Raw genomic sequence first — 21,593 nt, forward strand, 5'->3', positions numbered from 1 at the left:
GCCCGGTAGCTCGTCAGGCTCATAACCTGAAGGTCACAGGTTCAAATCCTGTCCCCGCAACCAATCACCACACGCCCATGACCGCCCGAGATACCTCAGGGCGGCTTTTTTGTGCGTTTCTCCCTGCCTTGTGCCGTCTCGGCAGCTTCGCGCGTGTCTCGCCATATGTCCATGCGGCAACCGGACGCCGGTTCATGCCCGCTGCGACGTTCCTGCCTTCCTGCCGACCTGACGTGACCCCCGTCTTTCATCCAGCGGCAACCAGAGACCGACCGTTGTTCGGTGGTGATGAGGGCAAAGGCCCCCAAGGCCAGGACATAGAGGATTGCGGGCATCGGGAATGTCTCTGAATGACGGAACGAGCCGTATCGGGTATCGTGCGACCGTCTCCGGTCAGGTGGCGGCGCCGAGCCCGTTCATCACCAGCACGGCGATCTTGGCCACAGCGCGTTCGTCGATCGGGCCGTCGCTCGCCAGCAGGCGGTAGTAGATCGGGCTGTACAGCGCGTCGATCGCCGCATCGGCATCGACATCCGATCGGAACTCCCCGGCTGCCTGACCGCGCCGGAACACGGCGCGTGCCGCTTCCCGTCGCGGTGCCAGGAACAGATCGTGGAACGCGCTGCGCATCGCGGGATCGCTCTGGCTGGAACCAATCATCTCCCGAACGAAGCGGCCGGTCGGCCCACGGTAGAGTTCCGCGAGCGCCTGCATCTGGGCGATCATGTCCTCTTTCGCCGAGCCGGTTTCACGAAAGGCGATCGCCGGCTCCACCATCGTTAGGAACGCCTCGACCGCGAGCACGCCGCGGCTTTCCCACCACCGATAGATGGTGGTCTTGCCGACCCCGGCCCGCGCCGCCACACCCTCGATCGACATGCGGTCGAAGCCGACTTCCTCCATCAGCGCGAACGCCGCCTGGAGGATCGCCAGCCGCGAGCTCTCGCTGCGTTTCCGCCCGGCCTTGAGCTCGGTCATGGCAGGCCACGCTGCGGTGCGATCAGATACTTCTCCCCGGTGGCGCGTCGAGAATAGGCGCGGATCACATCGAGCGACAGCGCCTCGGCCAACCCGATCTCCGCCGTATAGCGGCTCGCGAAGATCGTGCCGAGATTGTCCGCGACGCGCTGCCTGAGCCGTGCCACGTCGGTCGCGGGCAGGGTGTCGTAGAACCAACTCATCAGCCAGCCGCCGACACCCCACGACATGCCGATCGGTCCGCCCAAGACCTTGGGACCGGGATCCAGGACACCGTAGATATAAACCTGCTTGCGGGTCGGCGAGCCGTAGCGGCTGTATTGCGTGAGCTTGCGCCCGGCGACCGTCTCCATCGCGATCAGGATGTCGGACGCCATCCTGCCCCCGCCGATCGCATCGAAGGCGAGCGTCGCGCCGGTCTTCTCGAGCGCATCGACGAGCTTGTCGGCGAAGCCCGGCGCGGTGCTGTCGAGCACGTGGCGCGCACCCTGGTCGCGCAGCAGCGTCTCCTGCGTGGACGATCGGACGATGTTGACGAGCGGAATGCCGTCGGCGAGGCACAGCCGGTTGAGCATCTGCCCGAGGTTGGACGCGGCCGCCGTATGGACGAGGCCGACATGCCCCTCGCGCCGCATCGTCTCGGTCATGCCGAGCGCGGTCAGCGGATTGATGAACGCGGCGGCACCCGCGCGCGCGGTCAGGCCGTCCGGCAGGACGAGGCACCCGCCTGCCTTGACCCGCTGATATTGGGAATAAGTGCCGGTGGACGCGCGCAGCGCCACGAGGCGGCCGACCAGATGCTCGACATCGCGCCCCGCGCGAACCACCGTTCCGGCGCCTTCGTTGCCGACGGGCAGGGACCGATCCACGCGTCCGGCGATCGCGGGCAGGACCGCCCGAGGGACGGTCCCGTCCACGACGGCGTCGAAGCCCGACCCCGACGCCCGCAAAGTGGCGGGATCGGCCGGACCGAACAGGAGCAGGACGTCGGACGGATTGATCGGCGCCGCCTCGATCCGCACGATCACCTCGTCGGCAGCGGGTTCACCGACGGTGGTACGCTCGAACGACAGCCGAAGCGCACCTGCCGCATCGATGCGCGAACGCATCTCCAGGCTTGTTAGATCGGACACGGCCACATGCCTCCAGCGATGCTGCTTCAAACGACACGGTGAATATATTACGATACGCATCGTTTCACAATAGACGTCGGCGATCTTGCTGGTCTCATACTGAGCCGGCGCAATCAGACGAACGGCGCCGCTGGCGAGCGAATTTCTCGCCACGTTCGTCACGTCGGGCGGCACGGGCTCTCCGCGTCAACCGCATCAAGTGCATACACTGGATCACCCCCCCCGTTGCGTTGTTGAACAACCAGCGAGGCTACCAGCTCCATCGTGTGGATTCGGGGCATTGGTTGGCGGACATCAAGGTGCTGGACCAAGTCGACCGGCCCGGCGGGCGATTGAAGAGCCTCGCGACCTATGTGGTGGAGCATGGTAAGCCCGGCCCGACACTATCCTGACGCGCGTTTGACGAGCGTCGCCGGTACGGATGCACAGGCCCTGGGACGTCGACAACGCTTCTTACGCGGCACGTGGCTGCGAACGGCCGTCCGGGAAGCGGACGCCGGTAAGCTCCTCGGAGACCTGCCAGAGGCGCGCCGCGACCGTCCTGTCCGTCGCCTGCGCAGGCACCTTCGCCGTCGTTGGATATCCACGCACCTCCGCGATGCCGTCCGGGCCGTAATAGGCGCCGCCCTCCGCGTCGTGCGCTGTCGCCGCGTAGAGCGTGGGCAGTGCCCCCCGATCGGCCGGCTGGAACAGGAACGGCAGAAGCGTTCTCGCAAGCCCATGAGCGCTGTGGCGCCCCGGACCGTTGTGGAGGAGGTCTGTCCGCGCGATCCCGGGATGCGTCGTGATGCTGCGGACGCCCCAGCCCATGGCGTCGCTCCGCCGCTGGAGCTCCAGCCCGAACATCAGGCAGGCGAGCTTCGACTGGCTGTAGGCTTTCATCGCAGCGTAGCCTTGGGTCGCGTTCAGGTTGTCGAAGTCGATGGCGCCTGCCCGTGCGGCGACGCTGGAGAGCGAAACGACACGTCCGCCCGCCCGCAGCAGCGGCAGCAGGTGTGCGGTCAGAGTGAAGTGGCCGAGGTGGTTGGTCCCGAACTGGAGTTCAAAACCGTCGGTGGTGACTTCACGGCGAGGCGGCACCATCACGCCGGCGTTGTTGATCAGCACGTCGACGCCCGCGTGACGTTCGGCGATCCGGGATGCGAACGCCGCTACTGAGGCGAGGTTAGCGAGGTCCAGTTCCTCGAAGGAAACGTTGGCGGGAGGAACGGCCGCACGAATCCTGCTCAAGGCTTCGGCGCCTTTGGATCCGCTCCGTCCCGCAACGACGACGGACGCACCTGCACGCGCCAGGGCGAGTGCGTCCTCGAAGCCGAGCCCGCCAGTACCGGTGACGATCACCGTTCGGCCATGCTGCGAGGGTATGTCGGCTTGTGTCCACCTTGTCATCAGCGGTCCTTCTCGGTAAATCTGCACCCGGTGTAAAACTAATAATGCACTGGGTGCAACTACATATTTGAAGGCTCTTGGTGATCGACTCTCCCAGCACCCCTCCGTTGCCGGGCACTCGCGAGCGCAAGCGTCGGGAGACGCACCGGCGGATCGCAGATGCCGGGGTATCCCTGTTCATCGAGAAGGGCTTCGACGGAACTACGGTTGAGGAGATCGCCACCGCTGCGGGCATCTCGCGCCGAACCTTCTTCCACTACTTCGATTCGAAGGATGACATCCTGCTGTCGCTGCAAAGCGACATCGGCGGGCTGTTTGCCGCCGAAATCCGCAAGGCGCCCGCGGGTGGTTCGCCCTTCATGCTTGTACGCGACGCCGCGCTGAGCGTCTGTGCATCAATTTCGCACGACGACATGCTGGCCCTGGACCGCCTGATGCGCGGCAGCGCCTCGGTGCGAGCGCGCAAGCAGGCGAGCTATCGATTGCAGGAGGAGGCACTGTTCGCAGCACTGTGCGAACGATGGCCCGAGCCCGAGCGCGAGACGAGGCTTCGGGTTCTTGCGATGATCGCTGTCGGCACGACGCGCCTCGCGTCCGAGACGTTCAACCAAGAGGGCGGAACTCGGCCGTTCGACGTAGTGCTCCGCGATGCGTTCGACGCAGTAGCCACTGAGTTCAGCGCCTTCCCGCCATCATCAGGCGCCTAGTGCGCGCTCGCGGCACGTATCTGGCGTGGCTTTCGTTAGATCATTCCATGACCGAGAATGCTGACCCAGACGCGGCCGTTCTGGACTCCTCAACGGCTTCTTGAAACTTGGCCCCTGTTCACATCCGGGGCGGCGATGACACGCCGCATGATGGATGAGGCCAGCGTTAGTGAGGCCACCGAGACGCGATCTCGTAAAGACCAATGGCCACTTCGAAAGCGATGAGTCCGATTACGGACAATTCGAGGCGCAACGAGCGTTTGTCCTGCACCAAGTCCAGCAGCCACTCGGCCGAGTCGCCGAGTATCTCGAGCTTGCGCTCGATGGTGCGCGTGCGATCGCCCAGCTCGTATTCGGCCTCGAGGCGTCCGTAAAGACGGTCGAGCTCCGGATGCTCCCAGAGCAGATCCGGCTTTTCGCCGATCCGCGCTCGTCCGACGACGCGGTGCTGGGCGGAGAGGACGCTGCCGATCTGGCGCATGATCTGGCGAATGGGCAGATGAGCGCGACCATGCTCCCGCATATCGGCAAGAAGCGGCTCGATCCGGTCGAAAGCGTCCGCGATGCGAAGCTCGTCGCGCGCGAGGACCACGGAGCGCGCTAGAACCGTGGCGGCGAGCAGCAGCCGCTCGGCAGTCGCCTCTCGCAGCCGGATGCGTCCGTCGGCGAATACCGTCTCCTCGCCGTCGTCACGGAGTTCGATACGAGCGGTCTCGATCTCAGGCGTGGCCGGCGGATCAGAGGCGTGCGGCGCGACCTGCGCCAGGATGCCCGCCTCTTCCGCAGATGTTGCGCCGACGATGACAACGGCGCCGTAGCGGAAGACGAAGGCGCCCGCGCCTTGCAGCTCAACTGTCTCGGGATCACCGAATCCGGTGAGCGCGCGCATGTCGATCCGCGTGCCCAGAAGGTGCGCGCGCATCTCGACCTGGTCACCTCTTCCGGGCAGCGGTGCAACAAGCGCCTCCGGCGCGGCCGTCGGACGCAGGGTCGGTATGTCGGTCACGAGCATATCCCCTATATCGGGCGGCTCTCGAAAGCATGGATGTTCCCTGCGATTCGCCGCAGCCACACCGCAGTCGTTCCGCCATATACCTGGAACGCGTGACCGTGACAGAGGCGACGGACGTAGGCCTTTCCGTCCGATGGCGCGAACCCGTCGTCGCGCGCTAGATGAACGAACATCCGCTTACGCCTCGTTGCCGCCGAAAGCGAACACGCGGCTCTCCACCGGAATGACCTCAAAAACAGCCGGCCAGGTATTTCGCGTCCGACAATTACTACACCGTAGAGCGATCCTCCGAATATTCGGCATGGCGCGGGGAGGGGGTCGCCGGGCTTGGCCTGGGCGGCCGGTCAATAATCTCGCGGCCGTCAAGGACACGATGGCCTGGGCGGAAAAGACCATCGCCGAAGGTCGCTGCTACGCGCGGATCAAGAACGGCAAGGCGGTCCGCACCGGCAACCTCGTCTATGCGCTGTTCCAGCACGACACCAGCCGCAAGTTGGACCCCAACGGCCACATCCACGCCGTCGTCGCGCCGGTCACACAGCGCGCCGATGGTACGTGGGTCGCGTTGGGGAACAACCAGCTCTTCACGAAGAACACCACGCTTGGCTTGATCCACGCGGCTGCGTTTCGGGGAAGGATCCAGGCGCTCGGCTACGAGACCGTCTCGACCGGCAAGCACGGCCGGTTCGAGATCGCCGGCGTCTCGCGCGAGGTGATCGAGCATTACAGCCAGCGCCGCGTCGAGATCATCGAGAAGGCCAACGAGCTGCGCATTTCGACGCCGCAGGGCATGGATAGGCTAGCCTTTCGTTTGAATGCTGCTGAACCAGTGGCTGATTGCGAGAACCCTGGTTCAATTGGAGGTTAGATGAACGGAAGGCGTTATCGCTGTCTTCGGCTGAGAATTGGGGGTGCCATGTTAGATGAACTTGATGGGGTAATGCTCGCACGAGCCCAGTTCGCGTTCACGATCACCATCCACTTTCTGTTTCCCGGGTTCACGATCGGGCTGGCGAGCTATCTGGCGGTGTTGAATTGGCTTTGGCTGCGAACCCGGCAGGCCCGGTATCTGAACCTGTTCAACTACTGGGTTAAGATCTTCGCGCTCGCCTTTGCCATGGGCGTCGTCTCCGGCATTGTCATGTCCTACGAGATCGGTACGAACTGGGCGACCTTCGCCGACAAGGCCGGTCCGGTGATCGGTCCGCCAATGGCCTACGAGGTGCTCTCGGCTTTCTTTCTGGAGGCAGGCTTCCTCGGAATCATGCTGTTCGGCCGCGATCGCGTGGGCCCCGGGCTGCACATGTTCGCCTGCGCCGCCGTTGCTGTGGGGACCTGTACGTCAGCATTCTGGATCCTTTCCGTGAATAGCTGGATGCAGACGCCGACCGGCTACACGATAGACCCGGCGACGGGCCGGTTCCTGCCGGTCAGCTTCTGGCTGACAGTGTTCAACCCATCCTTTCCCTATCGTCTGCTTCATACGGTTTGCGCTGCCTACCTTGGAACGGCGTTCGTAATTGGGGGCGTCGGGGCCTGGCACCTTCTCAAGGGCAGGGCCGATGCCGGCGCTGCCGTCCGCACGATGTTCTCGATGGCAATGTGGATGGCGGCCATCGTAGTTCCGATTCAGATCGTCATCGGCGACCAGCACGGACTGAACACCCTCGGACATCAGCCACAGAAGGTGATGGCGATGGAGGGACACTTCGAGAGCCACCCGTCGGGCGCTCCGTTGTACCTGTTCGGGGTGCCAAACGAACGTGAGCGCCGAGTGGACTATGCCGTCGCGATTCCGAAGCTGGGAAGCCTGATCCTCAAACACGATATCAACGCGCCGCTTGCCGGCCTCGACACCATACCGCGAGATCAGCAGCCGCCTGTTGCGATTGTTTTCTGGTCCTTCCGCGTGATGGTTGGCCTAGGGTTACTGATGCTGGCGTTGGGCGTCTGGGGTTTGTGGTGCCGCTGGCATCGCACGCTCTATTCGAACCGCGCGCTGCTATGGACCGCGGTGGTGATGAGTCCGGCGGGCTTGGCCGCGATCACTGCCGGCTGGATCACCACAGAGGTTGGACGCCAGCCCTATACCGTCTTCGGTCTCCTACGCACACGAGAGAGCGTCGCGCCTGTGTCTGCTGGGGCGGTCGGCGCAACCCTCATCGCCTTCATCCTGGTCTACTTCGCGGTATTCGGCGCCGGGACGCTTTACATGCTTCGCCTCATGGCGAAGTCACCACATACCGGTGAGCCAGGGCTTGAGGCGGCAACGCGCAAGCCGCTGCGGGCGGCCGGAATCACGCCGGCGCCGGCGATGGACCCGCGAACGCTCCCCAAGCCTGAGGATCTGTGATGCACCTCGATCTCACAATTGTTTGGGCGGCGATCATCGCTTCGGCAATCGCCGCCTATGTCGTCCTTGACGGGTTCGATCTCGGGCTCGGCATCCTGTTCCCACTCTATCCTGGAAAGCCAGACCGAGACGTCATCATGAACAGTGTTGCTCCCGTTTGGGACGGCAACGAAACCTGGCTGGTGCTGGGGGGCGGGGGGCTTTTCGCAGCCTTCCCGCTGGCGTTCGCGATCCTCATGCCTGCCGTCTACCTGCCTGTGTACATCATGTTGCTTGCGCTGATCTTCCGCGGCGTAGCCTTCGAATTTCGCTGGCGCTCCGAACGTCGGCGAGGTTGGTGGGACGCCTCCTTCATCTGCGGCTCGACGATCGCCGCCTTCTTTCAGGGCGTGACGCTCGGCGCGGTTCTGCAGGGCGTGAAGGTCAATGGGCGGATGTTTGGCGGTGGGCCGTTCGACTGGTGCACGGCCTTCTCGGTTCTGACCGGTCTCGCGGTTGTCGTTGGCTATGCTCTACTCGGTGCCACATGGCTCGTCATGAAGACCGACGGACCCCTTCAGGACCGCGCACGCCGGATGGCGTGGCCCTTAGCCGTTGGCACCGTGTTTTTCATCGCTGCAATCAGCCTTGCCACCCCGGCGCTTGAGCCAAGTTACCACACGCGATGGCTCTCGATGCCGAACCTCGTGTTCACGGCTCCGGTCCCGGTCGCTGTCGCGGTCGTCACTGGGCTCCTGTTCCGGTCGCTTCAGGTCCACCGGCACGAGTACCGGCCCTTTCTCTTGGCCCTCGCCCTTTTTGGGCTGACGTTTTTCGGCCTTGGTATCAGCGTCTTCCCCTACGTGGTTCCGGCCAGGATAACGATCTGGGAGGCCGCTGCCCCGCTGATGAGTCAAGCCTTCCTGCTGGCCGGCACCGCCATCTTACTTCCGATGATCCTCGCCTACACCGCCTATGCTTATTGGGTGTTCCGCGGCAAGGTCGGCGCCGACCATGGGTATCACTGATGGCGAGCTGCCCTACGTCCAAGCGGTTCGGATGGCTCGCTCGTCTCGGCTGGTTCGCCGGGCTCTGGCTGGCAAGCGTGTCCGCACTTGGTATCGTCGGTTTGCTGATCCGCATGGTGCTCCGGACGTGATGATCGCCACCACCGGGATGTCTGAGACGGTGACAAATTTGGTATCCCGTCACTCCGAGCGCTCGACGGATGCAGACAACCTCGCCGGGGGCTTACCGCGTCAATTGGATCGCGTCCCACAGCCCGTGGGCGACATAGCCGGCAGGGATGATCCAAGGGTTACCAGAGTCCGGCAAGCGCTACCGTCACGAAGCCGGTCGCGACGAGCGCTTCGGCAACGGTCTGGACGACGGAGCCGCGCTGGAGCGCGAAGCCAACGTAGATGGCGCCGATCACCGCGACCACAATTGCTGAAAGGTCCACGGATTGGCGTGCGTCGAGCACAAGGTGGAGCGGCAATGTCGCAAGGCTGAGGACGATGCCGACCACTGCGCCGCCGATATGGACATGCCCCGCATGGGCGTAGCGTGAAGCGGTTGCGTCAGGTATCGGTGGAGGTTCTTTCCGCATCGGCGACGTCGGGTTCCGCCTTCTCGGCCACCCGCTTGATCGTCTTCGCCAGGGGCTGGAAGCCGCCGAACAGCCCGCGCAGGTCGGCGCGCCGGCTGAGGACATCGGCAAGCGTGTAGCGGTCGAGCACGGCCAGGAACGCCTGGGTCGCCTCGTTGAGGATGTTGGGTAGCCCGCAGGCCGGCGCGATGATGCAGGAGCTACAATCGACGAGGTCGAAACCCTGTTCGGCGTGCCGGACGATCTCGCCGATGGTGATCGCCCTGGCGTCCCGGCCCAGCTTCAGCCCGCCATTCCGGCCGCGCACCGTCGTGAGGAATCCCGCCTGGCCGAGGTCCTGGACGACCTTCATCAGGTGGCTCTTCGATATGCCGTAGATGCTGGCGATCTCGGAGATGGACGAGAGGCTACCCTCGTCGCGCGCTCCGACATGCAGCAGCACGCGGATGGCATAGTCGGTATAGCGGGTTAGCTGCATCGGATGCTCCTAGCAGAAAGCCCGCGCCGTTTGTCGCATTTCATGCACGCGGGATGGCCCGGCGCCTGCAAGGCCATCCACGGTAGGGTGCTGGACGGGATCAAGCCGCCATGTCGAGCTGTGCGGCGTGCTCGGGGTACGGAGCGATGCCCTGCACCTGCCGGCCGCCCAGTTCGTCCGCAAAGCCGTGGTTCACGTCGCGATGGTGCGCTTCGTCCGCGCGGACCTTCAGGACGACGTCCCGCAGCGTCGCGCTCTGCGGCATTTTCCAATAGTGGCACGCGATCGCCGGGGCGGGACCGTCCGGCATCCTGCCTTCGTCGATGGCATGGAGGAAGTGGGTGTAGCTGATCACCGCTTCTTCCTCGAAATAGCCCACCACGCGGTGCGCGATACGGGGTGCGACCAGGTAGAGGCCGAAAAAGGCGCAATAGAAGCCCCACTGCACGAGCAGGATGAGCAGGCGCTCGAGGATGTTGGGCTGCGCCACCTTGATGAAGGTCATCAGGTGCATGCGTTCGTTCTCGGCTTCCTCCATCAGCGTGCGGATCCAGCCGTTGTCGTCGCACATCCGGCGCAGGCAGCGCAGATGGGTCAGGGTAGCACCGACCATGCCGGGTACCGCCGCGACGGTCTCGATCACGATCGCGCGGTGGCCATGCCGCTCGCGGAAAAAGGTGTCGGCGAAAAAACGCATCGTCTTGGTAAAGCCCAACGCCACGCGGTCGCCGAGATTCTCCGGCCGGCGGTGTTCGATGCGTACGGGAACGTGGTCGATCATCTTGTCCTCCCTTGATGCGCGGCGCGTCACCATGGCGAGTCGCATAAGGTGCATGCAAGATGATCCTTTTCTCCGGGCCGCGCAACCAAAAGATTCACTTGCGGTAGATCATTTACTCGGAATAGATGTATTCAAGATGAATGATTGATTCGGAGCATAGCCATGGGCGGCGCCAAGCTTGAAGAATCCGAGATTCGGCCGGTGGTCGAACGCTTCTACGATCGCGTGCGCGCCGACGAGGCGCTCGGGCCGGTGTTTGGGGCAGCGGTCCATGACTGGGACGACCACCATGCGCGGCTGGCCGATTTCTGGTCGTCCGTGATGCTCACGAGCGGGCGGTACAAGGGCAACCCAGTCGCGCTGCATCTTCGCCATGCCGACGCGCTCACACCCGCCGCTTTCGCGCGGTGGCTGACCCTATGGGCCCAGACGACCGACGAGATGCTGCCGCACGCGGTCGCCCAGGCGATGCAGGCGAAGGCCGCGCGCATCGCCGAGAGCCTGCAGCTCGCCATCCAGTACCGGCGCACCGCCGCCTGACGCCATTCCCAAGGAGAAAATGATGACCCAACCCCTCAGCCCCGCAACGATCGCGGTCGTCAAGGCGACCGTGCCCGCACTTTCGGAGCATGGCACCGCCATCACGACGGCCATGTATGCGCGCCTGTTCGAGACCGACCATATCCGCGCGCTGTTCAACCAGGCCAACCAGGGCGAGAGTGGCGCGCAGGTCCACGCGCTGGCGGCGGCGATCCTGGCCTATGCGCGCAACATCGAGAATCTCGGCGCGCTGGCGCCCGCCGTCGAGCGGATCGCCTACAAGCATGTCGGCTACCACATCCTGCCCGAGCACTATCCCTATGTGGCGACGGCGCTGCTCGCCGCGATCAAGGAGGTTCTGGGCGAGTTGGCCACCGACGAGGTCATCGCCGCCTGGGGCGAGGCATATTGGTTCCTCGCGGATATCCTCAAGGCGCGCGAGGTGGTGCTGCGCGACGACATCCTGCACGCCGAGGGCGGCTGGAACGGCTGGCGCAAGTTCGTCGTTGCCGAGAAGATCCGCGAGAGCAGCGTGATCACCTCCTTCGTCCTGCGCCCTGCGGACGGCGGCCCGGTGCTGCGGCATCGCGCAGGGCAGTATCTGACGTTCAAGCTGAACCCGGCGGGGCAGCCCGAGCTGAAGCGCAACTACTCGATTTCGTGCGCGCCCAACGGTGAATTCTATCGCATTTCGGTTAAGCGGGAGGAGCATGGTCAGGGCGGCTCGCGCTTCCTGCACGACGTCGTGCAGGTCGGCGACGTGCTGGAGAGCACCCCGCCGGCAGGGGACTTCTTCCTCGCGGAGACGCCGCAGCGTCCCGTTATCCTGCTGTCGGGCGGCGTCGGCCTGACGCCGATGGTGAGCATGGTGGAGGCGATCGCCGCCGATCACGATACTCTCGAGGCCCACTTCATCCACGGAACGGTCAACAGCGACACGCACGCGATGGACGCGCATGTGCGTGCGCTGGCCAAGGGGCACGGGAACATCTCCGTAGCGACATTCTACAGCGAGCCGCAGGAGAAGGACCGTCTGGGCGAGACGCACGAAGAAGAGGGCTTTATCTCGATCGACTGGCTCGCGCAGCGCACGCCGCTCCACGATGCCGACGTCTATCTGTGCGGGCCCAAGCCCTTCCTGCGGGCTTTCGTGAGCGGTTTGGCGCTCGCTGGCGTGCCGACCGAGCGGATCCACTACGAGTTCTTCGGCCCGGCCGACGAACTGATGGCAGCGTGACGGCATGATCCTCGAGGAGGAGCTCGATCGCGTACGCGTCGTCGGGGACGATGGCAGCTGGCTGATCGCGATCGAGTTTCGCCTCGTGACGGTGAAGAGCTCGCCGCGTGGCGACCGGCGGGAGATCGGCAGGCGCGCCTGGCGCCTGAGTACGGGCGAACCCCTGACGATCGTGGATCGAGACAACTTCGAGATGCCGGAGACGGGCGAACTTCTTCGGCGAGCAGACACGGAATGAAGGAGGTTGGCGATGCGTGACAGCGGCGGCACACTATCGGAACAGGAAACACGTCGGCACATCCGCAGCGCGGCTTCACGCCCGCCATCGCTGCCGTACCGGTCCTCGCCCGTGTTCACGCAGGATAGCTTGCCCAAGGCGCTACAGCAGGAGCACCGGACCAAGCGCGGCGTCTGGGCGGTCATCAACATCCTGGAGGGCCAGTTGCGATACTGCCGGATGGACGGCGGTCCGGCGGTCCTGCTGAGTCCGGCTTGCCCTGGCCTCGTGCGCCCCGATCAACCGCATTTCGTCGAACTGATCGGTCCCGTGTCGGTCCGCATCGACTTCTTCGATCATCCGCCGGTGGGAGAGGGACCATGGACTTGCTGAGCATTGCCGCCGAAACGGGATCGATCGAGGGTTGGGTCGATCTGGGCTCCACGCGCGACGCGACCCTCCTGCACGCGGCATACGAGATCGGCGCTGCGGACGCGCGCAACGGCGTCCGGGTGCGAACGAGGTCGGGCTCCAGGATCGTCGAAGCGTTGCGCCTGGTGTCCGCTCAAGGCATAGCGACGCGTCCACGGCCACCTTGGTGACCGTGTTGCTGTGGGCGAGCTGTTCGATCTGAAAGCAGGCGATCACGCGAGCGGCGGATCGATATCCCGGCCATGTGCGACCAGCTTGTCCCACGTCGCCGATGGCGGCGCCGCCGGCGGATTGTGGGGAGTGGACGACGCATAAGGCCGTCCTGTGCCATGACGGCAGTGGACATCAGGGTGGCGCCGAGAAGCATCAAGCAGATCGCGCGCATCGGGCCGGACTATGCTTCTGACCGGGCGCGGGTGAGAGAAAGCCATCCCGCGTAAGCGTCGACGATCTTCGACAGGAGTTCCCTCAGCGGCTCGTCAGTCACGACACCATCCGCACCGAACTTCTCGGGCGTGACCCTGCCCAGATAGGCCTCCGGCTGCTGGAGCATCGGCATGTCAAGAAATGCGCAGAGCTGTCGCACCTGGTGGTTGGCGCCGAAGCCGCCGATCGGGTAGGGCGAAACGCTGATGACGGCGGTCGGCTTCTCGGCCCAGACGATCTCGCCAGGGGGACGCGAGCCCACGTCGATGGCGTTCTTCAACGCTCCGGGCACCCCGCGATTGTATTCGGGAGTGCAGAAGACGACGCCGTCCATCCGGGCGATCTGCTCGCGGAAGCGGCCCCATTCGGCGGGTGGGGTGGGATCGAGATCCTCATTGTAGAGCGGCAGGTCGGCGATGTTCGCGATCTCGAAATCGATGCGGTCGCGCGCGAGCGCCGCGATGCTCTTTCCGACCTTAAGGTTGAGGCTTTCTGCACGCAGGCTGCCCACGACGATGGCGGCCGTGAGACGACGGAACTGTTGGGCCATAGAGCTTCTTCTCCTGAAAGGATGAGGGAAGGCGATCCGTCGGGAGATTGCCAAAGCCGGTGCCGACTGCAATCATGCGAAGGTCGAGGATGCCGTCGTCCGCCGCCGCTCGAACGTGCGGATCCGGAAGCCCTCCGCAGACGGATCGCCCGTTACCCGTTCGGGGATTGCGTTGTTGCTGAGGTGTAAGCAAAGCGCGGATCCGGCCACCTGACGACCGAATTTGGCCGCGGCCGGACCTAGGGAAGGCCGTGCAATTCGGATCGCGTGGAACGAGATCGTCAGGGGACGCCATCGCCTGCAGGCCGGGAGTCGAGGAGTGAGTAGTCTGTTGCCAGAGGCGCACGCCGCCGTTCTCGCGCTCGCCGACGTCTTCGAGCCCAATATCGACGACGCAAGCATCAACCTAACCTTCTCCCGGCTGCTGCGGCACATGCCGATCGCGCTGTGGGTCGTCGATTCCCGCAGCGCGGCTGCGGCCTTCGATCGGCTGAGGGCGGAAGGCGTCGAGGACATCGAGGCGTATCTGCTAGAGCATCCCGAACTGGTCGAACTCGCCTGCGACACGGTCATGGTGTCCCGTGCCAACGATGCTGCGCTGCGTCTGATCGGTCAGGACGACGAGTCCTACTATCCGCGGTCCGTCCGCCACATGTTCGAGGCGACGCCTCAGGCGGCAGTTCGTGTGATGACGGCCCACTTCAACGGTCTTCGCACCCACGTCGAGGAGCTCCGCATCAACGCGTCCGGCGGACGCGTGGTGGATGTGCTCTTCCTGGTCACCTACCCGAGGCCGCCCGAGCGGCTGGACGTCACATTCATCATCATGGTGGAGATCACCGAGAGGTTGGTGGCGGAGACGCAGCTGCGCCAGCTGCAGGCGGACCTCGCCCATGCGTCCCGGGTGTCGACCCTCGGGGAACTGGCGAGTTCTATCGCGCACGAGGTCAGGCAGCCGCTGGGAGCGATCATCCTCAACGGCAACACCAGTATCCGCTGGCTCGACAAGCCGGAGCCCAATCTCGACAAGGTGCGGCATCTGCTCGAGCGCATGGTGGAGAATGCGACCGAGGCAACGGAGATCATCGACCGCATCCAGGGTATGGCGTCGAAGCGTATTCCCATCCGGAGCCGGCTCTCTCTGAACGAGATCGTCGACGTCGCCCTCCGCTTCATCCACCAAGAGAGCATCCAGCGCAACGTCGCGATCAGACCGTCGCTAGGCGTGGACCTTCCTCAGGTCATCGGTGATCGAATCCAGCTTCAGCAGGTCGTCGTCAACCTCCTGGTCAATGCAATGCATGCCATTGATCATCGGGAAGGGGTCGGTCCGCGCCAGATCGTCGTGACGACGGAGCACGAGGTCGATGGGCTGATCACCCTTACGGTGGCGGACACCGGGCCGGGAATCGCCGAAACGCACCTCGACAACCTGTTCGATGGCTTCTTCTCGACCAAAGACGACGGGATGGGGATGGGGCTGACTATTTGCGCCAGCATCATGCGGGCACACGAAGGCGAAATCACCGCGGCCAACAGGGCGGACGGCGGGGCCGTGTTCAGCTGCAGGCTCCCGGCCGCCGGGGACGAGGCGACGGTCTGACGCGCGTTGGTCGCAGGCTTCAGCCTGCGCCGTTAACCGGACAGTCTCCGTCGGAACCCGGCGCGACGTGGAGGGCGGCCGTCAGGTCATGTGAGCCATGCCGACCACATCTCGCAGGACGTGCAGGTGCTGGTGACAGAGCAGGGGTTCGCCGATCTGCGCGGCCTGGGGCCCGCGAGCCCGCGAAGGTCATCATCTCCAACCGCGCGCACCCCGCCTCCCGGCCGGCGCTCTTCGACTACTCCAATCGGGGGCTGAAAGGATTGCTCGGCCTCCAGTCCCCCCTCGCTCCCGTCCGAGGCGTTGTCTTGGCATCAGCGGTTTATCGAGACCAGGACGATGCGCACCTGAGCCGGATAGCGTGGCGACCGGTCCGCCTGCGGGCAGACTTCAATTCGCCGCGTGCCTGCCCACCCAGCATAGATCGCAACCTTCGGGCAACCGGACGCTCCACTACTTGCAGGTTCGTCATCTGCCTCATGCCTCCGCCCCTTGCGGGCGGACCAACTCGACGAGCCGGCCCGCCCGTGACCGTGCCTGCCGGGGAGGGCGATGGCAGCACGGCGTGCTCGGAGTGGAGGGAGGTTCCAAGCGATCTAAAGATGCTCGGGTGGCGAGGTTCGCGATATCAGACCAGCCGCCAGCGCCCGTCATCCAAGGGTATAGTGCTCCCGGCGAAGATTTGGGAAAACTCGCTCGCGGGCGCACCGGTTCCGAAAACTGCATCCTGTTCGATCGTTCGGGCGCAGTCCGCCGCCACCTGCTCGGCCCGCACCAGACTGGTGATGCCTCGAGGCAGACGAACCTGAGGTCGTGGATGCCAACGGTCGACAGAACGTCGCCGAGGTATCCGGTGAGATAGTCGGGCTGGATTCTGCCGTCACCGCTCACGATCCCGCCCGCTGTCACGACCACGAGGGTCGGACGGTCCTTGAGGGGGCCGGTCTTGGCGCCGTCGATCGGGGCGGAGCTGCGTCCGTAGCGCAGTACGAAGTCGATCCACATCTTGAGCGATGCAGGCACGGTGTAATCGTGCATCGGGGTCGCGATCACGACGACCGCGGCGCCCTCGAGTTCTCGGATCAGCTCCTCGGACAGGACAAGGGCCTCCGCATCATGGGCCAAGCCGCCGACGACGGCCTCCGCGTAGCTCGAAGGGATCGTCGCGGTCGCGAGCGCCGACAGGTCCCGCACGACGAAGTCGAGCGACGGATGGTTCCGCTGCAGGTTCTCTACTGCCCGCGACGATGGATGCCATGTGCGGTGTTCCACTTCGTAGTCGGGGTCTCCTTGGTCGCCGACCGCTTACCAGGGATGGGCGCGCGGGCGGGCGGGCCGCTCACGCGGTGGGTGCGATTAGGACAGGTTTGCCTTGTCGAGGCCGAACGCCTTGTCCTGCGAGCCCGGGACGGACCGGAAGGCAATCGACCCGCGATTCCAGGCGTTGATGACCATGACCATGTAGGTCAGGTAGACGGTCTCCTCCTCGGAGAAATGGGCGCGGACGGCGTCGTAGATCTCGTCCGGGACGCCGTGGGGCGACAGCTTGGTCAGAGCTTCCGTCCACTCGAGTGCGGCGCGCTCGCGGGCGCTGAACAGGTTGGACTCGCGCCAGATCGCCAGGTGATGGAGGCGTAATTCGCGCTCCCCGTGGATCTTCGCCTGCTTGATGTGCATGTCGAGGCAGAACGCGCATCCGTTGAGCTGCGAGGCGCGGATCTCGATGAGGCTGAGCACGCTGTGCTCGACGGTGCCCTTCTGCACGGCGAATGTCAGTTCGCTTAGCTTCTGGGTCAGCGTCGGCACGAGCTTGAGGTGGTCGATTCGCTGGGTCATTCTCCGGTCTCCTTCACGTTGTTCGATAGCGCGGAGATACGGTGAGGTAATTCATACGATCAGGTAGGTGAATGTCATCCGATCGATGCCTGGAAGCGCCACATAGAGATTGACGATCTTTGCCAAGCAACCGTGGCCAAATTTGCCTGAACTGCCGCAAATATGAATGCCGACCACTTCAGCTCTGCGGACGAACTGATGGCGGTATGGCGTTGCAGGCGAGGAGGAGCTCGAGTCCGGGCGCGCGCGTCGTCAGCGACGATCGCAGCTGGTCGTCGCGATCGAGTTCCGTCCGATCGAGCATCGCTCGACCGGACGGTTTGAGGAAAATTCTCTTCGCCAGTGGCGGCTTTCGACGCGCGAGCGGCTGGAGCGTCGTAGGCGCGGACGCGTTACTGGTCAGCGCGACCGGGAAGATACTTCGCTCGGTCGTGCCGTGACTTCGGCGAGGCGGACAGCGCTAGCTGTCGAAGCTTTGCCGTTCGACTTCGGGCGCGGGCGCTCTAGCGGGGTCGAAGAACGCCCGCAGGCGGGGAAGGAAGTCGGTGAGTCCGTGTGGATTCGCCGTCCGCCGGGTGATCCTGCCGCGCTCCAGCAAGACGTCGCCGCGCTTCACCGCCGCTTCGAAGGCCTGCGCTAGGGCTGGCGAGGATTTCAGCAGCGGCTCCAGCGTATCCTTGGTGAGGATCTGCACGACTGTCCGCGTCTTCGCGACGGCGGAGACCTCCTTGCTCGCGCCGGTCACCAGCCCGATCTCGCCGATGTAATCGCCGGGTCCGATTCTGCCGCCGATCTCAAGCGCGCCGTCGCTTCCTCTCCGACTGACCTCGAGGACGCCGTCGGCCACGATGTAGAGGTTGGTATCGAAGTCGCCCTGCCGGAAAAGAGCGTCACCCGGCGCCATCTCCCGGACGGTGAACGTCCTGCTGAGACAATCGAGCTGCTCGGCGGTCAAGCTCTCGAAGAGCCGCATCGAGGATAGGGGGGGGCCCCGATCCATGTGATGCGGGTCGCCGGGTCGTTCCAGCAACCCGGCCCGCAGGAGCAGCGACCTGACGTGGCACAGCGCTACGCTCTTGGCCTGTCCAAGCTGCTTCGGGCTTTCCACGAAGAAGTGCACCTTGTGTGTGCTGGTCTTCATGCCGAGGCGCACGAGATTTATCGATGGCGCGGGCTTCTCGAGGACCGCCGGCGTCAGCAGAAGCGCCTGTGCGATCAGATCCTGGACCCGTTCGGGATCGGCCGCCGTGCTTGTGGTGATCCCGAAGGCGGCACCCCGCCGCGATGTCGGGAAGCTGCGGTTGACGATCCTGGCCTTTGCCACCGTGCTGTTCGGCACGATCGCGACATCGTCGTCGTCTGTGGAGATGCGGATCGAGCGCCAGTTGATCTGCGATACGCTGCCCTCGATGCCGTCGCCCAGACTGATGCTGTCTCCGAGGCGGAATGGCTGTTCGATACCCACCGCGATGCCCGAGAAGAGATCCGCCAGCGTGCTCTGCAGGGCGAGGCCCAGGACGACGGCGACGATGCCCGAGGTGGCGACCAGCCCGGAGAGCGGCAGCTTCAGGACGAAGTCCATCACGGCGAGCAGCGCCCCGAGATAGACGCCGGCCGACAGCAGGTCCGACATCAGGCGGCTCTGCCGGGATCTGCCGTCGTGACCCAGCGTGTATTGGACTACGAACGACAGTCCGCTCGCCGCCAGCACCCACCATAGACCGGCGATCAGTTGATCCACCGCTCCATGGCTCGTGGTAGGGTCGCCCGGGGACAGGAGCGGTGTCCGCCCTTCCAGCAGGAACGCTACGCTGAGCGCGGTGAGGAGCGCTCCGACCGCTCCTGTGCGCCACCTCGAACCGCCGCGACGGACCCACGCGGCGAGCATCGCGGCGATGCCGATGGCGACGCCGATGAGCAGGAGCATGTGCGATGGGCTCACCTCCTATACGGCCCTTGCATCGCCGTTGAGCGGGACCGACAGTGGTCGCGAGCCGGAGGATTGTGGCTCCTGACCGTTAGGGCGCTCAGGGTCGGGCGATCTGCGCGGATCTCGTCTTCGCGGCGCGTCAGGAGATGATCCGCGCCCGCGAGGCAGGCGAAGCTCTTCGGGGGGCGGGCTGCCGCATAGATGCGAGATGCGTGTCCGACCCCGACGACCCTGTCGCGCGGCGGCCCGGCGGGCAGTTCGATCCGACCCACGAGATCGTTCGCGTCTGACCCACGGAATTTGTAGGTGTTCGGCATCTTCCCGCCCATTGTTTCTGGTCCCGGAACGATACCGCATCCGCGGCGCGGCTCCTTCCCAGGAGAGGGTCGCAGCCTACTCATACGAAAGGCTATGTGCGGGCCTTCCTCCTTGGTGGCACCTGGACGCTCTGCTAGGACTAAGGCTGGAGGTCCAAGGCTTTGATCGAGGATAGTTCGCCCGCTACAGGCGTCGCGCCGAGTTTTTCGGCCGTCGATGCCGACGAACCGCTGATCGTAATCGCCGACGACAACGTCGATCAGCGCGAGGCGATGGAGGAGCTCTTCGATTCCGTGGCGATTGAGACGCTGACCTTCGCCAATGCCCGAGTTCTTCTGGACAGCCCGCTTCCCGACAGACCGGGGTGCTTCATCCTCGACGTCCGCATGCCAGGGCCTAGCGGCCTCGATCTTCAGGCGCAACTCGTCGAGAAGGGGCAGTTGATGCCTATCATCTTCGTCACCGGCCACGGCGACGTGCCGATGAGCATCCGTGCGATCAAAGCTGGGGCGTTCGACTTCAAGACGAAGCCCGTGCGCGACCAGGACCTGCTCGATGCCGCGACCACGGCCATCGAAGCTGACCGCTCTCGCCGCGCGATTCACCGCGTCGCGCAGGACAGCCTCGCGAGGTTCAGCAGCCTGTCGGCGCGGGAGCGCCAAGTACTCGAACTGATCGTCGGCGGATCCCTGAACAAGCAGATCGCTTATGAGCTCGGTGTTACCGAGGTCACGATCAAGCTGCACCGTGGGAACGTCATGAAGAAGATGGGCGTGAGGTCAATCGCGGAACTTGTCAGGATGTGGGATCACATCCCTTCGCCGTTCCGTCGGGGCGATGCCGGATAGACGTCCGTATGGCTTCACATGCGCCGGACGATCGCCGATTTGACGGTGTCCCGGTTCCCGGCTTTTGAGGAACACCGTTTGCAGCGAAGTCATCTGATTGCGGTCGTCGACGACGATGCCGGCATGTGCGATGCGATCGCCGAGTTGTTGGAGGTGCTCGAGTTCGACAGCGACCAGTTCTCCTCTGCCGAGGCCTTCCTGTCGGCGCTCGCGGAGCGCTCGTTCGACTGCCTGATCTCCGACATCCGCATGCCCGGCATGGACGGCCTCGAGCTCGGATGGCGGACCGCGATCCTGGTCCCGGAGATGCCGGTGATCTTTGTCAGTTCGATGGACAACGAACAGGTTCGCAGAAAGGCGTCTCGCCTCGGCGCGGTGGCGTTCCTGCGGAAGCCGATTGATGTCGACCAGTTGCAGCTCCAGGTGGAGCGGGCGCTTCGACGGACCCACCCGTCCACTGGTTGCTAATCTTCCGGCGTCTCGGCGTGGACGTTTGCCCCGCTGAGGACGAAATCCAGGAGCCGGTCCATCCGGACGAGATCCTGGACGTTGTGGGCACCAAGCTTGCGCATCGCGTTGCTGCGGTGGATCTTGACCGTGATCTCGCTCAGTCCGATATCGTCGGCCACCTGCCGGTTCTTGCGACCGGCGAGTATCAGCGAGGCGACCTGCTTTTCGCGTGTCGTAAGCGAGGCGAACAGCAGACGCGCCTTCCCGCCCTCGACCGCGAGCACCCGTGAGTGTCGGTCGAACTCGATTGCCGCGTTCGCCGCGTCGAGCACGTCCTGATCGCGCAGCGGCTTAAGGAGGAAGTCGCGTGCTCCGCCCTTGAGGCCGCGAACCGCCATTGGGATATCCGCGAAGCCGCTCATGAAGACGACGGGAAGCAGGAAGCCGTGGGACGCGAGACGCTCCTGCAGTTCCAATCCGCCGAGCTGAGGAAGCCGCACGTCGCTGACGAGGCATCCGGGTAGCAGTGGGTCCGCGCGGTCGAGGAAGTCGATCGCGGTCGCGTAGCTGCGTGCCTGCAGGCCGACGGACAGGAACAGATCCTCCAGCGCATCGCGAATGCCGTCGTCGTCGTCCACGATGTGGACGACCGGCTCGGTGCTTGGCGACTGCGCTTCCATCGTCCCCTCCGGCTTTGACGGCGAACGAGCCGGACCCAGGACCGGCATTCTCGCGAGCAGCTTAACCGGCCGGACGGCCGGAAGCCATCATACGAAAGGTGAGGCAT

General features: G+C 64.6%; 25 protein-coding genes and 1 pseudogene. 14 read left to right on the forward strand and 12 right to left on the reverse strand.

All coding sequences use genetic code 11. The annotated features are described in order from the left end of the window. Window positions 1–393: 393 nt before the first annotated feature. The 3 genes from PX554_RS17485 to PX554_RS17495 form a co-directional block, all read right to left on the reverse strand. On the reverse strand, window positions 394–978 hold the full coding sequence (locus PX554_RS17485; RefSeq protein WP_093226553.1) for a TetR/AcrR family transcriptional regulator: 585 nt from the start codon (window positions 976–978) through the stop codon (window positions 394–396). Then, window positions 975–2,111 carry an MDR/zinc-dependent alcohol dehydrogenase-like family protein gene (locus PX554_RS17490; protein WP_275503842.1) on the reverse strand — a complete coding sequence of 379 codons (1,137 nt, stop codon included), beginning with the start codon at window positions 2,109–2,111 and terminating at the stop codon, window positions 975–977. The genes PX554_RS17485 and PX554_RS17490 overlap by 4 nt, the downstream gene beginning before the upstream one ends. A 453-nt stretch (window positions 2,112–2,564) precedes the next feature. Continuing rightward, window positions 2,565–3,500, reverse strand: coding sequence for an SDR family oxidoreductase (locus PX554_RS17495; protein ID WP_093226550.1), 936 nt, complete (start codon window positions 3,498–3,500; stop codon window positions 2,565–2,567). Between the two features lie 80 nt (window positions 3,501–3,580). On the opposite strand from PX554_RS17495, the gene PX554_RS17500 reads away from it, so the two are divergent. Beyond that, window positions 3,581–4,207 (forward strand): TetR/AcrR family transcriptional regulator, encoded by a 627-nt coding sequence (locus PX554_RS17500; RefSeq protein WP_256326362.1) that lies wholly within the window; start codon window positions 3,581–3,583, stop codon window positions 4,205–4,207. A 166-nt stretch (window positions 4,208–4,373) separates the two neighbouring features. Here PX554_RS17500 and PX554_RS17505 read toward each other — a convergent pair whose 3' ends face one another. Further along, window positions 4,374–5,213 (reverse strand): RMD1 family protein, encoded by an 840-nt coding sequence (locus tag PX554_RS17505; RefSeq protein WP_275503843.1) that lies wholly within the window; start codon window positions 5,211–5,213, stop codon window positions 4,374–4,376. Between the two features lie 139 nt (window positions 5,214–5,352). On the opposite strand from PX554_RS17505, the gene mobF reads away from it, so the two are divergent. From mobF to PX554_RS17525, 4 genes are read left to right on the forward strand one after another with little or no spacing between them, the layout of a single operon-like run. Next, window positions 5,353–6,087, forward strand: a complete 735-nt coding sequence (mobF, locus tag PX554_RS17510; protein WP_275503844.1) for a MobF family relaxase — start codon at window positions 5,353–5,355, stop codon at window positions 6,085–6,087. A 48-nt stretch (window positions 6,088–6,135) separates the two neighbouring features. Then, complete coding sequence (locus PX554_RS17515; protein WP_093226546.1) at window positions 6,136–7,572, forward strand: cytochrome ubiquinol oxidase subunit I; 1,437 nt, start codon at window positions 6,136–6,138, stop codon at window positions 7,570–7,572. Further along, complete coding sequence (gene cydB, locus PX554_RS17520) at window positions 7,572–8,579, forward strand: cytochrome d ubiquinol oxidase subunit II (protein WP_093226544.1); 1,008 nt, start codon at window positions 7,572–7,574, stop codon at window positions 8,577–8,579. Before PX554_RS17515 ends, cydB begins: the two co-directional genes overlap by 1 nt. Continuing rightward, on the forward strand, window positions 8,579–8,710 hold the full coding sequence (locus tag PX554_RS17525; protein WP_143023420.1) for a DUF2474 family protein: 132 nt from the start codon (window positions 8,579–8,581) through the stop codon (window positions 8,708–8,710). Before cydB ends, PX554_RS17525 begins: the two co-directional genes overlap by 1 nt. A 159-nt stretch (window positions 8,711–8,869) precedes the next feature. Here PX554_RS17525 and PX554_RS17530 read toward each other — a convergent pair whose 3' ends face one another. From PX554_RS17530 to PX554_RS17540, 3 genes are all read right to left on the reverse strand, one after another. Continuing rightward, window positions 8,870–9,160, reverse strand: coding sequence for a hypothetical protein (locus tag PX554_RS17530; protein WP_275503974.1), 291 nt, complete (start codon window positions 9,158–9,160; stop codon window positions 8,870–8,872). Further along, window positions 9,132–9,638 (reverse strand): Rrf2 family transcriptional regulator, encoded by a 507-nt coding sequence (locus PX554_RS17535; RefSeq protein WP_093226543.1) that lies wholly within the window; start codon window positions 9,636–9,638, stop codon window positions 9,132–9,134. Before PX554_RS17535 ends, PX554_RS17530 begins: the two co-directional genes overlap by 29 nt. A gap of 100 nt (window positions 9,639–9,738) precedes the next feature. Then, entirely contained in the window at window positions 9,739–10,419 is a 681-nt protein-coding gene (locus PX554_RS17540) for an alternative oxidase (protein WP_093226562.1), read from the reverse strand. Window positions 10,420–10,581: 162 nt separating this feature from the next. Between PX554_RS17540 and PX554_RS17545 the strand changes: the two genes are divergently transcribed. From PX554_RS17545 to PX554_RS17565, 5 genes are read left to right on the forward strand one after another with little or no spacing between them, the layout of a single operon-like run. Further along, window positions 10,582–10,959, forward strand: a complete 378-nt coding sequence (locus tag PX554_RS17545) for a group III truncated hemoglobin (protein WP_093226541.1) — start codon at window positions 10,582–10,584, stop codon at window positions 10,957–10,959. Window positions 10,960–10,981: 22 nt separating this feature from the next. Continuing rightward, complete coding sequence (hmpA, locus tag PX554_RS17550) at window positions 10,982–12,196, forward strand: NO-inducible flavohemoprotein (RefSeq protein ID WP_093226561.1); 1,215 nt, start codon at window positions 10,982–10,984, stop codon at window positions 12,194–12,196. Window positions 12,197–12,200: 4 nt separating this feature from the next. Next, a complete protein-coding gene (locus PX554_RS17555) occupies window positions 12,201–12,434 on the forward strand; it encodes a hypothetical protein (protein ID WP_093226539.1) in 234 nt (77 codons plus the stop codon). A 12-nt stretch (window positions 12,435–12,446) separates the two neighbouring features. After that, window positions 12,447–12,806 carry a TehB family protein gene (locus PX554_RS17560; RefSeq protein ID WP_093226559.1) on the forward strand — a complete coding sequence of 120 codons (360 nt, stop codon included), beginning with the start codon at window positions 12,447–12,449 and terminating at the stop codon, window positions 12,804–12,806. Then, complete coding sequence (locus tag PX554_RS17565; RefSeq protein ID WP_093226538.1) at window positions 12,794–13,015, forward strand: hypothetical protein; 222 nt, start codon at window positions 12,794–12,796, stop codon at window positions 13,013–13,015. Before PX554_RS17560 ends, PX554_RS17565 begins: the two co-directional genes overlap by 13 nt. A gap of 224 nt (window positions 13,016–13,239) precedes the next feature. Here PX554_RS17565 and PX554_RS17570 read toward each other — a convergent pair whose 3' ends face one another. After that, window positions 13,240–13,821 carry an NADPH-dependent FMN reductase gene (locus PX554_RS17570; protein WP_093226536.1) on the reverse strand — a complete coding sequence of 194 codons (582 nt, stop codon included), beginning with the start codon at window positions 13,819–13,821 and terminating at the stop codon, window positions 13,240–13,242. A gap of 319 nt (window positions 13,822–14,140) precedes the next feature. On the opposite strand from PX554_RS17570, the gene PX554_RS17575 reads away from it, so the two are divergent. Then, window positions 14,141–15,424 (forward strand): sensor histidine kinase, encoded by a 1,284-nt coding sequence (locus PX554_RS17575; protein ID WP_093226535.1) that lies wholly within the window; start codon window positions 14,141–14,143, stop codon window positions 15,422–15,424. Between the two features lie 87 nt (window positions 15,425–15,511). After that, a pseudogene (locus PX554_RS17580) lies at window positions 15,512–15,775 on the forward strand (acetyl-CoA hydrolase/transferase C-terminal domain-containing protein); the annotation flags it as partial. Window positions 15,776–15,901: 126 nt separating this feature from the next. Here the strand turns inward: PX554_RS17580 and PX554_RS17585 are convergent. The 3 genes from PX554_RS17585 to PX554_RS17595 all read right to left on the reverse strand — a co-directional run bounded on the left by PX554_RS17585 (window position 15,902) and on the right by PX554_RS17595 (window position 19,187). After that, entirely contained in the window at window positions 15,902–16,696 is a 795-nt protein-coding gene (locus PX554_RS17585) for an NAD(P)H-dependent oxidoreductase (protein WP_275503845.1), read from the reverse strand. Window positions 16,697–16,780: 84 nt separating this feature from the next. Continuing rightward, window positions 16,781–17,260 carry a carboxymuconolactone decarboxylase family protein gene (locus PX554_RS17590; protein WP_093226532.1) on the reverse strand — a complete coding sequence of 160 codons (480 nt, stop codon included), beginning with the start codon at window positions 17,258–17,260 and terminating at the stop codon, window positions 16,781–16,783. A 460-nt stretch (window positions 17,261–17,720) separates the two neighbouring features. Then, window positions 17,721–19,187, reverse strand: coding sequence for a mechanosensitive ion channel family protein (locus tag PX554_RS17595; protein ID WP_275503846.1), 1,467 nt, complete (start codon window positions 19,185–19,187; stop codon window positions 17,721–17,723). A 482-nt stretch (window positions 19,188–19,669) separates the two neighbouring features. On the opposite strand from PX554_RS17595, the gene PX554_RS17600 reads away from it, so the two are divergent. Both PX554_RS17600 and PX554_RS17605 read left to right on the forward strand, forming a co-directional pair. Next, window positions 19,670–20,356, forward strand: a complete 687-nt coding sequence (locus PX554_RS17600; RefSeq protein ID WP_338061605.1) for a response regulator transcription factor — start codon at window positions 19,670–19,672, stop codon at window positions 20,354–20,356. Window positions 20,357–20,374: 18 nt separating this feature from the next. Further along, entirely contained in the window at window positions 20,375–20,824 is a 450-nt protein-coding gene (locus PX554_RS17605) for a response regulator (protein WP_093226527.1), read from the forward strand. Here the strand turns inward: PX554_RS17605 and PX554_RS17610 are convergent. Next, window positions 20,821–21,486 carry a response regulator transcription factor gene (locus PX554_RS17610; protein WP_093226600.1) on the reverse strand — a complete coding sequence of 222 codons (666 nt, stop codon included), beginning with the start codon at window positions 21,484–21,486 and terminating at the stop codon, window positions 20,821–20,823. The two genes, PX554_RS17605 and PX554_RS17610, sit on opposite strands and share 4 nt — an antisense overlap. Window positions 21,487–21,593 lie beyond the last annotated feature (107 nt).

Source organism: Sphingomonas pollutisoli (genome assembly GCF_029167165.1).
Taxonomy (GTDB): Bacteria; Pseudomonadota; Alphaproteobacteria; order Sphingomonadales; family Sphingomonadaceae; genus Sphingomonas; species Sphingomonas pollutisoli.

Excerpts from the sequence above, each read along its gene's own strand:
- PX554_RS17485 (WP_093226553.1), bottom strand. The coding sequence starts at position 978 with ATGACCGAGCTCAAGGCCGGGCGGAAACGCAGCGAGAGCTCGCGGCTG.
- PX554_RS17495 (WP_093226550.1), bottom strand. The coding sequence starts at position 3,500 with ATGACAAGGTGGACACAAGCCGACATACCCTCGCAGCATGGCCGAACG.
- mobF (WP_275503844.1), top strand. The coding sequence starts at position 5,353 with ATGGCGCGAACCCGTCGTCGCGCGCTAGATGAACGAACATCCGCTTAC.
- PX554_RS17515 (WP_093226546.1), top strand. The coding sequence starts at position 6,136 with ATGTTAGATGAACTTGATGGGGTAATGCTCGCACGAGCCCAGTTCGCG.
- cydB (WP_093226544.1), top strand. The coding sequence starts at position 7,572 with ATGCACCTCGATCTCACAATTGTTTGGGCGGCGATCATCGCTTCGGCA.
- PX554_RS17525 (WP_143023420.1), top strand. The coding sequence starts at position 8,579 with ATGGCGAGCTGCCCTACGTCCAAGCGGTTCGGATGGCTCGCTCGTCTC.
- PX554_RS17530 (WP_275503974.1), bottom strand. The coding sequence starts at position 9,160 with ATGCGGAAAGAACCTCCACCGATACCTGACGCAACCGCTTCACGCTAC.
- PX554_RS17535 (WP_093226543.1), bottom strand. The coding sequence starts at position 9,638 with ATGCAGCTAACCCGCTATACCGACTATGCCATCCGCGTGCTGCTGCAT.
- PX554_RS17540 (WP_093226562.1), bottom strand. The coding sequence starts at position 10,419 with ATGATCGACCACGTTCCCGTACGCATCGAACACCGCCGGCCGGAGAAT.
- PX554_RS17545 (WP_093226541.1), top strand. The coding sequence starts at position 10,582 with ATGGGCGGCGCCAAGCTTGAAGAATCCGAGATTCGGCCGGTGGTCGAA.
- hmpA (WP_093226561.1), top strand. The coding sequence starts at position 10,982 with ATGACCCAACCCCTCAGCCCCGCAACGATCGCGGTCGTCAAGGCGACC.
- PX554_RS17555 (WP_093226539.1), top strand. The coding sequence starts at position 12,201 with ATGATCCTCGAGGAGGAGCTCGATCGCGTACGCGTCGTCGGGGACGAT.
- PX554_RS17560 (WP_093226559.1), top strand. The coding sequence starts at position 12,447 with ATGCGTGACAGCGGCGGCACACTATCGGAACAGGAAACACGTCGGCAC.
- PX554_RS17565 (WP_093226538.1), top strand. The coding sequence starts at position 12,794 with ATGGACTTGCTGAGCATTGCCGCCGAAACGGGATCGATCGAGGGTTGG.
- PX554_RS17570 (WP_093226536.1), bottom strand. The coding sequence starts at position 13,821 with ATGGCCCAACAGTTCCGTCGTCTCACGGCCGCCATCGTCGTGGGCAGC.
- PX554_RS17590 (WP_093226532.1), bottom strand. The coding sequence starts at position 17,260 with ATGACCCAGCGAATCGACCACCTCAAGCTCGTGCCGACGCTGACCCAG.
- PX554_RS17595 (WP_275503846.1), bottom strand. The coding sequence starts at position 19,187 with ATGCTCCTGCTCATCGGCGTCGCCATCGGCATCGCCGCGATGCTCGCC.
- PX554_RS17605 (WP_093226527.1), top strand. The coding sequence starts at position 20,375 with ATGCGCCGGACGATCGCCGATTTGACGGTGTCCCGGTTCCCGGCTTTT.
- PX554_RS17610 (WP_093226600.1), bottom strand. The coding sequence starts at position 21,486 with ATGGAAGCGCAGTCGCCAAGCACCGAGCCGGTCGTCCACATCGTGGAC.